Origin of the sequence: Ruegeria faecimaris (assembly GCF_900182615.1) — a bacterium.
GTDB lineage: Bacteria > Pseudomonadota > Alphaproteobacteria > Rhodobacterales > Rhodobacteraceae > Ruegeria > Ruegeria faecimaris.
The window spans coordinates 89,511-100,189 of the sequence record NZ_FXTE01000013.1; the positions used below are offsets into that span (position 1 = coordinate 89,511).

Genomic DNA, 10,679 nt, shown 5'->3' on the forward strand with positions numbered 1-10,679 from the left:
CGCACCCGCCGTGATACGAAGAACGGGATAACCAGGAATTGGCGGAAACAACGCACGAGACCAAGACAGGCCCGGTGGTGGATGGGACCAAGGACCAGGGCGAGATCTATGATCGTAAGACCCTGACCTACGCAAACTCGTTCGACGACCCTTGGACTGCAACAGCGATTCGCACCATTGAATGGTGTACGGGTAAGTTGACCATTTTGGGTATGGTTAACAAGTTCGAGAAGCAGAATGAACAATTCCGCGGCCAACGGTTCTGGGCAGGTGCGCTTAACATAATGGGCATCGACCTGACCACGCCAGAGGAACAGATCGCGCGTATTCCGAAAACGGGGCCCGTGGTCGTCGTAGCCAACCATCCCCATGGCATGGTCGACGGCATGATTTTGGCAGAGCTGATCGGCAGGGTCCGCAGCGACTATCGGATCTTGACCCGTTCGGTTCTGACAGGTTTGGACGAGGCGGCGACGTCGTTCATGATTCCGGTGCCCTTCCCGCACGATCCCGAGGCACAGGCCAAGATGCTTGAGATGCGCGGCAATGCGATGGAGCATCTGAAAAACGGGGGCGTTGTGGCCTTGTTCCCTTCAGGCGTTGTGATGTCTTCGGATGACTGGTTCGGGCCGGTGATCGAGCGTGAGTGGAACGTGTTCACGGCCAAAATGATCCGTCGATCCGGCGCGCAGGTCCTGCCGATCTTTTTCCCTGGCAGGAATTCGCGTGCCTACCAGATCGCCAACAAACTTTCTGCGATTCTGCGCCAGGGTTTGTTGCTGCACGAGATCGTTCGATCCTGCAACAAACCGCAATCCCCGGTGATCGGAGAACCGATCTCGAATGAGGATATGCAGCTGCTGGAGCGAGATCCGCGCGGCTTTATGGCTTGGCTCAGAAAGCACACGCTGGGTCTTGGGCAGGCAACCAAGCTCTGACCTGCAATTTCACCTGATCAGGACAATCTCGTGGCTGCGCCCGGATGAATTCCGGGCGGTGGCCTTTACCGGGTCGGCACTGGCGCCTCGCCCCGATAGTCATAAAAACCACGCTGCGTTTTACGTCCCAGCCAGCCCGCTTCGACATATTTCGTCAACAGCGGACAAGGGCGATATTTGGTATCGGCCAATCCATCATGCAGCACGTTCATAATGGCTAAACAGGTGTCCAGACCGATAAAGTCAGCCAGTTCTAGTGGTCCCATCGGGTGGTTTGCGCCCAATTTCATCGATTGGTCAATCGACTGAACATTCCCCACGCCTTCATACAGGGTGTATACGGCCTCGTTGATCATCGGCATCAGGATGCGGTTGACAATGAAAGCCGGGAAATCTTCGGCGCTGGCGGCGGTTTTGCCCAGGCGGTCTACAACGGCCTTACAGGCAGCAAATGTTGGTTGATCCGTAGCAATGCCCCGGATCAGTTCAACCAGTTGCATCACCGGAACTGGGTTCATGAAGTGAAAACCCATAAAGCGTTCGGGCCGGTCTGTTCGGCTCGCCAAACGTGTGATCGAAATAGATGACGTATTTGACGTCAGGATTGTATGCGGTTGCAGATGTGGCAGCAAACTTTCGAAAATGGCTTGTTTGACGGTTTCACGCTCGGTTGCGGCCTCGATCACCAGGTCAGTCTGGCCCAGCTGTGGCAGCTCCATTGTGGTCGTGATGCGTTTCAGCGCGGATTGCATCTCCTCATCCGAAATTTTTCCGCGCGATGCCTGGCGCGCCATATTTCCTTCAATCGTCGCCATGGCGCTGTTCAGCGCGTCCTGGCTAACGTCGTTCAGCAGAACGTCATATTCCGCCAAAGCCAGTACGTGGGCGATACCATTGCCCATTTGGCCTGCGCCAATCACTCCGACTGATTTTACATCCATTTTTTGATGCCTCTGTGCCACGGGGTAGGATGACACTATCGGCAGATCGGGGCGGGCGGCAAGGGGATCAGGCCGTTCGACTTTGCTTCAAATGCGCACATTAGGAGATTCTCAAGGCTTGCGGCTGCAAGATGGCATCCGGGTGAAAATTGGGTGAGTGATATGAGCTATCATCAAGCTGGCTCAGGAAGACTCGAGCATGACGTGTGCCAATACGGTGAGTCACGATTGTGGTTTCGTGGGCCAATGCGTTCGCTGGAGAAGTCATTTGTGGCCTGCGCAGGTGGGACCGAAACATTCGGGCGATTCGTCGAGCAGCCATTCGCGGCAGTTCTCGAAGAGAGGTTGGACAGACGGTGCCTGAATTTCGGAAGCCTTTTTTGCGGCGTAGATGCGCTGTGCGATGACACGGAGTTGAGGGGTTTACTGAACCAAGCAGAGCTCTGCGTGGTGCAGCTTAGCGACATATTGGGGCAGTCCAATCGATTCTACCGGGTTCATCCCCGACGCAACGACCGTTTTCTGGCTCCGACAGAGGATCTGAAATCTCTCTATCCCGAGATCGACTTTGCCGATGTCCATTTCGTACATCACCTGATGATTTTGTTGCAGGGCCGCAATGATGCGCGGTTCGAGGTAATCGCAGAAGAGCTGCGGCGGAATTGGATCGACCGCATTGGGGGGCTTGTTGAGGCGCTTGAAGCGCCTGTTGTCTTGTTGAATTTGCAGGTCCTGCGTGAGGCAGAAAGTGATCAGCCCAAGCACGGTGCTGATATTCGGATCACGCCACAGATGATCGAGGCCCTGCGCCCTCTCAGCGCCGAGATCGTTGAGGTGACGGTCAGCGTGTCGGGGCAGTCCGATGAGCTTGAAGATATGCTGTTTGGAACACTGCAACAGCCCATGGCGGAATATATGATAGGTCCTGCAGCACACAGGTCGATTGCTGACGCCTTGGTCGGTCCGATCAGAAACCTGCAATGAAAAGGGCCCGCCGATGGCGGGCCCAATGCAAGATTCTTCGTGGAAAAGTCTATCCCGTTGATCAGCCGAGTTTCTCGGTCAGTTCCGGAACGGCCTGGAACAGGTCGGCGACCAGACCGTAATCGGCAACCTGGAAGATCGGCGCTTCTTCGTCTTTGTTGATCGCCACGATGATTTTCGAGTCTTTCATACCGGCCAGATGCTGAATCGCACCCGAGATGCCGACAGCGACATACAGATCCGGGGCAACAACCTTGCCGGTCTGACCCACCTGCCAATCGTTCGGAGCATAGCCCGAGTCGACTGCGGCGCGCGATGCGCCAACTGCGGCCCCCAGCTTGTCAGCGAGACCTTCGATCAGCTTGAAGTCCTCTTCAGAACCGACACCACGGCCACCCGACACAACAACGCCAGCCGAAGTCAGCTCGGGGCGGTCGCTTGTAGCTACCTTGTCTTCGACCCAGGACGATAGACCGGGGTTCTCGCCGACCGAGATGGTCTCAACGGCTGCCGAGCCATCTTCGCCCGCAGCATCAAAACTTGCGGTTCGAAAAGTGACGACTTTTTTGGCGTCCACAGATTTGACGGTCTGGATCGCGTTGCCCGCATAGATTGGGCGTTCGAAGGTCGAGCCGTCGACGACACCGGACGCGTCCGAGATGACCATGACGTCCAGCAGCGCGGCAACGCGCGGCATAACGTTCTTGGCATCGGTGGTGGCGGGGGCAACGATGTGTTCATAACCATCAGCCAGACCTACGATCAGCGCAGCAGTGGATTCTGCCAGGCGATGGCCCAGCGATTCGTCCTCGGCGACCAGAACCTTTGAGACGCCGGTGATCTTGGCGGCAGCTTCACCGGCAGCAGCAGCGGAACCGCCTGCGGCCAGAACGGTTACATCACCCAGTGCCTTTGCTGCGTTTACAGCTTTGGCGGTTGCGTCTAGCGCCAGTTCACCATTGTTGACTTCGGCGAGAAGAAGAACAGCCATTACACAGCCCCCGCTTCTTTGAGTTTCGCGACAAGCTCGTCTACCGAGCCGACGATGATGCCAGCGGCACGTGCCTGTGGTTCTTCGGTTTTGACGACTTCCAGGCGCGGCGAGACGTCGACGCCGTAATCAGCGGCGGTTTTCTCGTCCAGCGGCTTTTTCTTCGCCTTCATGATATTGGGCAGCGACGCGTAACGGGGCTCGTTCAGGCGCAGGTCCACGGTCACGATTGTCGGCATTTTGACGCTGATGGTTTGCATGCCGCCATCGACTTCGCGGGTGATCTTTGCGCTGTCGCCGTCGATGTCGATGTCGGACGCAAAGGTGCCTTGTGACCAGCCCAAAAGAGCTGACAACATCTGACCAGTTGCATTCATGTCGTTGTCGATAGACTGCTTGCCGCACAGAACGATACCGGGCTGCTCTTCCTCGACCACTTTGGCCAGGATCTTGGCAACGGCCAGAGGTTCTATGTCCTGATGGACATCATCTGCAGCAACGACCAGGATGGCACGGTCCGCGCCCATGGCCAGCGCAGTGCGCAGTGTTTCCTGGGCTTGTTTTACGCCGATAGAAACAACGACGACTTCGTCTGCCTTGCCTGCTTCTTTCAGGCGGATTGCCTCTTCGACAGAAATTTCGTCGAACGGGTTCATCGACATTTTGACATTGGCGAGATCGACACCGCTGCCATCCGCTTTGACGCGAACTTTAACGTTATAGTCAATCACGCGTTTGACAGGCACGAGTACCTTCATTTTGCGCTAGCTCCTCACAAAAAACGGCAAGCCGCGTCGCGACTCCACCAATGTTCATGAGGGCTTGAATAGCGATTCAATTCAGGCGGCAACAGGGCAAAATCGTCACGTCATCTGCAACGGACGTCGCGTTTTGCTATTTTTGACGTGACCAAGCACCAGACATCCACCCAAAAGGCAGAAAGCTATCGGTTTGCGCCCGCCCGTCGGGCCGGGGCTTCGCCCTTCCGGTCGCCGCCGCGTCCACTGGACGCGACGCCGCTTTCAGCGGTTCGCGCCCGGAACCCACAGAACATCTTGGGTTCCGTTTTCATTGGCACAACGGGCTGCGACGAAGAACCAGTCGCTCAGACGGTTCAGGTACTTGACTGCGGTTTCGTTGACCGGCTCCATGTTGGTCAGCTCAACCGCAAGCCGTTCGGCCCGGCGCGATACGGTTCGACATACATGCAGATGCGCCGCAAGACGCGAGCCACCGGGCAGGATGAAACTGCGCAGCGGTTCCAAGGCTTCGTTCATCGCGTCGATTTCAACCTCCAGCCGGTCAATCTGCGAGGGCACGATGCGCAGAGGCGGATAGTCTGCTTCGGCATCCTTTTCCATGTCGGGACGACAGAAATCTGCGCCCAGATCAAACAGGTCATTCTGAATGCGGGCGAGTGCAGCTTCGACATCCCCATCTGCCTCGGTCCGGGCGACGCCGACAAAGGCGTTCAACTCGTCCACGGTGCCATAAGCGGTCACGCGGCCCGAGTATTTGGCGACGCGTTCGCCATTGCCGAGTGCGGTTTTGCCATCATCACCGGTGCGGGTGTAAATCTTGTTCAATACGACCATTTACTGACCTCCCTGACCGCGCAGCCAGACGTAAAGCACGATCAGAATCACGGCGATGAACTGAAACAGGATACGCAGGCGCATATACTTGTTGCTTTTCAGTGCCGCGTCCCTGCCGCTTTTGCCAAAATTCGAGATGCCAAGCGCCAATACGACGACAACCGCCGCCATGGCCAAAAGCAAAATGACCATCATTAGGTCCATGAGTACACCGTCCGTGTTTCTGTTTGCCTAGGGCTATCATCTAGCCCCGTGCGTGCCAAAAGCGAACGGGTTATTTCGCCTCAGACCCCTGCAAGGATGCGGTCAATCGCACGTGTCGATAGAATGCGGCGCAAACAACCGGCGATAAATGTAGGTGTTGTCACATAGTATCGGGGGCGCGGGCGCTTGGATTCTACGGCGTGGGCCAGCTTGGTCGTAACCGCTGATGCGGGCAGTTCAAACCGATCCGGCCCCGACGATTCGTACAGTCTTTTCAACAAAGAGGACTCATACCGCTCGCGCAGGGCCGAGTTTTGCCAGTTGATGAACCGCTCGAAGAATGGGATTGAGTTTTCGCGGATTTTAGATGTGATCGGGCCAGGTTCGATCAAAATGACCTTGATCCCCGTATCAGCCAGTTCCAGGCGCAGTGTATCCGTCAGCCCTTCGATTGCATATTTCGTGGCCACATAGGCGCCGCGCCACGGATAGGCCACCAGACCCAGCACCGAAGAGTTCTGAACGATTCGCCCGTGTCCTTGACTGCGCATAATCGGGATGACCTGCCTGGTCAGTTCGTGCCAGCCAAAGAAGTTCGCCTCGAAAATCTGACGCAGGCCTTCGGTCGGCAGGTCCTCGACCGCGCCGGGCAGGCCATGTGCGCCATTGTTGAACAGCGCGTCCAGGGTGCCTCCGGTGGCCTCCAACACTTCGTTCAAACCCGAGGATATGCTGGCCGTGTCGGTATAATCAATGCACGGGCTTTCAAACCCCTGCGCCCGCAACCGGTCGCAATCGCGCTGTTGTTTGCACGAGGCAAACACGCGCCAGCCCCGCGCGCGCATCCCATGCGCCGCATCCAGTCCGATGCCCGATGAGCAGCCAGTAATTAGAATGGTTTTCTGCATGATTTTCCCGATTCTGAACCAGCCCCAAGCTAGGGTGCACAGAGTATGGGGACAATCATTGCTCCACGTCAGTCTGGTGTTTTTCTGACCAAAGAGGTCGAAATCCACCCCACCTGTTGCTGCGGCAACACGCGCAGTCGCAACCATCCGGTGCCCGAGTCACTTAGCACCTCGACCTTCTGGCCGATGCGCGCTTTGCCAACAATCGGGTAGATCGTTCCAGGGCCGTCACGCATGTTCACGCGGGTCCCGGAGATTTCCCGGATATCTTTCCTGGGTTCAGGCTGGGCGGCGGGTTCAGGCTGCACGTCCTTGGTGATTTGCTTCAGGCCAGTTACACCGTCTTCCAGGGACGCAAGCGTGATGCTGGCAGTCTGATCGTCAAACACCGAAAGCGCGTTGAAAGTGTCCAGACTGGCGGGTTCTGCGACAATCGCTGCGACTGCTGGCTGGGGATCAATCGGGCGCTCGCGCACGACCGGCGAGCGCATAGCGACATTTGTCACAAGCTCTTTTGCCGGAGACGGTGCTACGGTTTTGGGGGCCGCTTTCGAGGCGACTCGCACAGGCTGTTCTGACCGCACACCGCGCGGCTCGAAATTAGGCCCGCCACTCATGACGTAAAAGCACCAGCCAAGTGCAGCGAAACTCATTACAATCAGGCGCGTCATGGCGCATCCCCCGGTCGATCAATCAAAACAAAAAAAGGCAGCAGACTAATGTCAGACATCCTAGCATAATTCGCGACCCAAGTCGAAAAACGGGGGAAATCGGGGGGTTGCCTCCCCCTGTTGCAAAAAGCGCCACTTGTCCCCAGTAAAATATGTCTTGCTTGCTTTACCCGCGCGCCCTTGCGTCGTATCACATCATCTATGAATGATACGATCGACGACCCCAATATGGTGGCCCCCGAGAACGGGGGCGAAGTAGCCGAACCGCTGCGCCGCGCGATTGGTGAACGTTATCTGACCTATGCGCTGTCCACCATCATGCACCGGGCCTTGCCCGATGCACGGGATGGTCTGAAGCCGGTGCATCGGCGAATCCTCTATGCGATGCGCGAACTGCGACTCAGTGCAACGGGCGGGTTCCGTAAGTCGGCGAAAATCTCGGGCGATGTGATGGGTAACTATCACCCGCACGGCGATGCCGCGATTTATGACGCGATGGCGCGTTTGGCGCAGGATTTTAATGTGCGCTATCCGCTGGTCGACGGGCAGGGGAATTTCGGCAATATCGACGGCGATAACCCGGCGGCCTCTCGTTATACCGAAGCTCGGATGACCATCGTGGCCGAGGCTCTGCTTGAGGGTCTGAACGAGGATGCTGTCGATTTCCGTGACAACTATGACGGCACGCTGACCGAACCGGTGGTTCTGCCCGCGCTATTTCCGAATCTGCTGGCCAATGGCTCCAGCGGTATTGCGGTGGGCATGGCGACGAATATCCCGCCACATAACATCTCGGAACTGTGTGACGCCTGTTTGCATCTGATCAAGACGCCGGATGCGCGCGACGATACGCTTCTGAACTACGTGCCCGGACCGGATTTCCCAACCGGCGGCGTAATCGTTGAACCGCCTGCGAATATCGCGCAGGCCTATCGCACCGGGCGCGGGTCATTCCGCCTGCGCTGTAAGTTCGAGGTCGAGGATCTGGGCCGCGGTCAGTGGCAGATCGTCGTCACCGAGATTCCCTATCAGGTTCAGAAATCGAAGCTGATCGAAAAGATCGCCGAGCTGATTCAGACCAAGAAAATCCCGATCCTTGGCGACGTTCGTGACGAATCCGCAGATGACATCCGCCTGATCCTTGAGCCGCGTTCCAAGAATGTGGACCCCGAGGTTCTGATGGGCATGCTCTATCGCAACTCGGACCTTGAGGTGCGGTTCAGCCTGAACATGAACGTGCTGATCGACGGGGTGACACCCAAAGTCTGCTCGATGAAAGAAGTGCTTCGCGCCTTCCTTGATCACCGGCAAGAGGTTCTGCTGCGCCGGTCGCGCCACCGGATGGCCAAGATCGACCATCGGCTGGAGGTGTTGGAGGGCTTTATCGTTGCCTTCCTGAATCTTGACCGCGTGATCGACATTATCCGCTATGACGATGACCCCAAGGCTGCGCTGATGCGCGAAGACTGGGGCATCGACCATGTCCGCGCCACCAATGAGGCCGACTATGTCTCGCCCAAACCGGGCGAGGGCGAGCTGTCCGAGGTCCAGGTCGACGCAATTCTCAACATGCGTCTGCGCAGCTTGCGCCGTCTGGAAGAGATGGAGCTGGTTCGCGAACGCGATGAGCTGATGTTGGAACGTGCCAATCTCGAAGATCTGCTAGCCGACGAAAGCCTGCAATGGGCCAGCATCGCCGAGCAACTGAAAGAGACCAAGAAAACCTTCGGCAAGGACTATGAGGGCGGAGCGCGGCGCACCCAGTTTGCCGAAGCCGGTCAGGTCGAAGAGGTCCCGCTTGAGGCGATGATCGACCGCGAACCGATCACGGTTGTCTGCTCTCAGATGGGCTGGATTCGCGCCATGACCGGCCATATCGACCTGAACCGCGAGTTGAAGTTCAAGGATGGCGATGGGCCACGGTTCATCTTCCATGCGGAAACCACCGATCGGCTGCTGGTCTTTGCCTCGAACGGTCGATTCTATACGATCAGTGCCGCGAATCTGCCCGGCGGTCGGGGTATGGGCGAACCGCTGCGCCTGATGGTCGACCTGCCGAATGAGGCGCAGATAATCGACATCCTGATCCACAAGCCGGGGCGCAAGCTGCTGGTGGCCTCGGATGCGGGTAACGGCTTCACCGTGCCCGAGGATGATGTGCTGGCGCAGACCCGAAACGGCAAACAGGTGCTGAACGTCAAAGGCGACGAAACAGCGATTATCTGTAAACCGATCGAAGGTGACCACGTTGCAGTGGTTTCTCAGAACGGCAAGTTTCTGGTCTTCCCGACCGAGGAACTGCCTGAAATGACCCGCGGCAAGGGCGTTCGCCTGCAAAAATACAATATGGCGCGCGGGCGGCAGGGGACGCTGGAATTGGACGGCGGGCTGTCAGATATCACCACCTTCAACTGGGAAGAGGGCCTGAAATGGTCCATGGGTGGCGACAAAACCCGGCACGAGGCAGATCTTTCGCAATGGCTGGCCAAGCGCGCCAGCGTCGGGAAAAAGCCGCCATACGGCTTCCCGCGTGATTTTAAATTCTCCTGATCAGGCCCGGTCACAGAGGATTTATGCCGATACCGCTTGGCACAAGCCGTATCGGTGCGTTAGATCAAAGAAAAACAGGCCTATCGAGACGAGATATGTTGCGCATTTTGACACTGATCACCGGATTGGCCCTGATGGGCGCCTGCACCCAAACGCAGGTTTACGAAGAGCCTGAGTCGCTGGGCGAATTCAAGTTGCGGGTAAACTATGCCTTTGCCGATAAGGCGGTGCAGGGACCGGTAAGCCGGGATGCGACGCCCGACGAATGGACTGCTGCCATTCAAAACGCGTTGGACATCCGCCTTGGGCGCTATACGGGCGCTCAGGAATACGACATCGGCATCAGCCTCGAGGGCTACATGCTGGCCCCTCCCGGCATTCCGGTGATCTATAACCCCAAGAGCACTGCGATTGTTCTGGTCAACGTTTATGACGTGAACAAGAAAGAGTTTCTTGCCAAAGGTAAGCAATTCCAGGTGCTGGAAGACACAACCGGCGGCAGTGCCCTGAAAGGGTCGGGCCATGAACGGACAAAGCAAGAGCAAATGAGCGGGCTGGCTCTGAAAGTTGCGGACCGAGTCGAAGAATGGTTGGCCGAGGAACATTTGGAAAACGGTTGGTTCGACCGGCGTCCCGAACTGATCCAGCCACTCGATTCAGGTGTAGCAACGCAAAATCCGGCTTAAAGAACGGCATTTCCCGCAGGATGTGCTTGATTTTCTCCTTTGAACCCAATATCTCGCGCGCGCAGATGTAACCACGGGACCAAGGGTCCCCCAAAGCACAAAAGGGCGCCTGAGGAATGGCAAAGGAAAAGTTTGAGCGTAATAAGCCGCACGTCAACATCGGCACGATTGGCCACGTTGACCACGGCAAGACGACGCTGACCGCAGCAAT

The 10,679-nt window shown here is 57.1% G+C and carries 12 protein-coding genes; 5 read left to right on the plus strand and 7 right to left on the minus strand.

Features of this window, described 5'->3' with window-relative positions:
• Positions 1 to 38 precede the first annotated feature (38 nt).
• Positions 39 to 938 (plus strand): lysophospholipid acyltransferase family protein, encoded by a 900-nt coding sequence (locus FN806_RS16890; protein ID WP_142639279.1) that lies wholly within the window; start codon positions 39 to 41, stop codon positions 936 to 938.
• A gap of 65 nt (positions 939 to 1,003) precedes the next feature.
• Here FN806_RS16890 and FN806_RS16895 read toward each other — a convergent pair whose 3' ends face one another.
• Positions 1,004 to 1,879: a 3-hydroxybutyryl-CoA dehydrogenase gene (locus tag FN806_RS16895; RefSeq protein WP_142639281.1), complete on the minus strand. Its 876-nt coding sequence runs from the start codon at positions 1,877 to 1,879 to the stop codon at positions 1,004 to 1,006.
• A 162-nt stretch (positions 1,880 to 2,041) separates the two neighbouring features.
• Between FN806_RS16895 and FN806_RS16900 the strand changes: the two genes are divergently transcribed.
• Positions 2,042 to 2,863: a DUF6473 family protein gene (locus FN806_RS16900; RefSeq protein ID WP_246097305.1), complete on the plus strand. Its 822-nt coding sequence runs from the start codon at positions 2,042 to 2,044 to the stop codon at positions 2,861 to 2,863.
• 61 nt (positions 2,864 to 2,924) lie between these two features.
• Here the strand turns inward: FN806_RS16900 and FN806_RS16905 are convergent, their stop codons facing one another.
• The 6 genes from FN806_RS16905 to FN806_RS16930 form a co-directional block, all read right to left on the minus strand.
• The gene (locus FN806_RS16905; RefSeq protein WP_142639283.1) at positions 2,925 to 3,854 is read right to left on the minus strand and encodes an electron transfer flavoprotein subunit alpha/FixB family protein; all 930 of its coding nucleotides are present in this window, start codon (positions 3,852 to 3,854) and stop codon (positions 2,925 to 2,927) included.
• A complete protein-coding gene (locus FN806_RS16910) occupies positions 3,854 to 4,612 on the minus strand; it encodes an electron transfer flavoprotein subunit beta/FixA family protein (RefSeq protein ID WP_142639285.1) in 759 nt (252 codons plus the stop codon). Before FN806_RS16910 ends, FN806_RS16905 begins: the two co-directional genes overlap by 1 nt.
• Positions 4,613 to 4,876: 264 nt before the next feature.
• Entirely contained in the window at positions 4,877 to 5,449 is a 573-nt protein-coding gene (locus FN806_RS16915) for a cob(I)yrinic acid a,c-diamide adenosyltransferase (protein ID WP_142639287.1), read from the minus strand.
• On the minus strand, positions 5,450 to 5,653 hold the full coding sequence (locus tag FN806_RS16920) for a twin transmembrane helix small protein (RefSeq protein WP_142639289.1): 204 nt from the start codon (positions 5,651 to 5,653) through the stop codon (positions 5,450 to 5,452). It lies immediately after the preceding gene.
• A gap of 80 nt (positions 5,654 to 5,733) precedes the next feature.
• Positions 5,734 to 6,561 (minus strand): SDR family NAD(P)-dependent oxidoreductase, encoded by an 828-nt coding sequence (locus FN806_RS16925; protein WP_142639291.1) that lies wholly within the window; start codon positions 6,559 to 6,561, stop codon positions 5,734 to 5,736.
• Positions 6,562 to 6,629: 68 nt separating this feature from the next.
• Positions 6,630 to 7,232 (minus strand): SH3 domain-containing protein, encoded by a 603-nt coding sequence (locus tag FN806_RS16930; protein ID WP_246097307.1) that lies wholly within the window; start codon positions 7,230 to 7,232, stop codon positions 6,630 to 6,632.
• Between the two features lie 201 nt (positions 7,233 to 7,433).
• Between FN806_RS16930 and FN806_RS16935 the strand changes: the two genes are divergently transcribed.
• The 3 genes from FN806_RS16935 to FN806_RS16945 form a co-directional block, all read left to right on the plus strand.
• Complete coding sequence (locus FN806_RS16935) at positions 7,434 to 9,782, plus strand: DNA topoisomerase IV subunit A (RefSeq protein ID WP_142639294.1); 2,349 nt, start codon at positions 7,434 to 7,436, stop codon at positions 9,780 to 9,782.
• Between the two features lie 95 nt (positions 9,783 to 9,877).
• A complete protein-coding gene (locus tag FN806_RS16940; RefSeq protein WP_142639296.1) occupies positions 9,878 to 10,468 on the plus strand; it encodes a hypothetical protein in 591 nt (196 codons plus the stop codon).
• Positions 10,469 to 10,584: 116 nt separating this feature from the next.
• The coding region (locus FN806_RS16945; protein ID WP_034866829.1) for a GTP-binding protein at positions 10,585 to 10,679 on the plus strand (95 nt) is incomplete at its 3' end.

Excerpts from the sequence above, each read along its gene's own strand:
- FN806_RS16900 (WP_246097305.1), top strand. The coding sequence starts at position 2,042 with ATGAGCTATCATCAAGCTGGCTCAGGAAGACTCGAGCATGACGTGTGC.
- FN806_RS16930 (WP_246097307.1), bottom strand. The coding sequence starts at position 7,232 with ATGACGCGCCTGATTGTAATGAGTTTCGCTGCACTTGGCTGGTGCTTT.
- FN806_RS16940 (WP_142639296.1), top strand. The coding sequence starts at position 9,878 with ATGTTGCGCATTTTGACACTGATCACCGGATTGGCCCTGATGGGCGCC.
- FN806_RS16915 (WP_142639287.1), bottom strand. The coding sequence starts at position 5,449 with ATGGTCGTATTGAACAAGATTTACACCCGCACCGGTGATGATGGCAAA.
- FN806_RS16910 (WP_142639285.1), bottom strand. The coding sequence starts at position 4,612 with ATGAAGGTACTCGTGCCTGTCAAACGCGTGATTGACTATAACGTTAAA.
- FN806_RS16935 (WP_142639294.1), top strand. The coding sequence starts at position 7,434 with ATGAATGATACGATCGACGACCCCAATATGGTGGCCCCCGAGAACGGG.
- FN806_RS16895 (WP_142639281.1), bottom strand. The coding sequence starts at position 1,879 with ATGGATGTAAAATCAGTCGGAGTGATTGGCGCAGGCCAAATGGGCAAT.
- FN806_RS16925 (WP_142639291.1), bottom strand. The coding sequence starts at position 6,561 with ATGCAGAAAACCATTCTAATTACTGGCTGCTCATCGGGCATCGGACTG.
- FN806_RS16905 (WP_142639283.1), bottom strand. The coding sequence starts at position 3,854 with ATGGCTGTTCTTCTTCTCGCCGAAGTCAACAATGGTGAACTGGCGCTA.
- FN806_RS16920 (WP_142639289.1), bottom strand. The coding sequence starts at position 5,653 with ATGGACCTAATGATGGTCATTTTGCTTTTGGCCATGGCGGCGGTTGTC.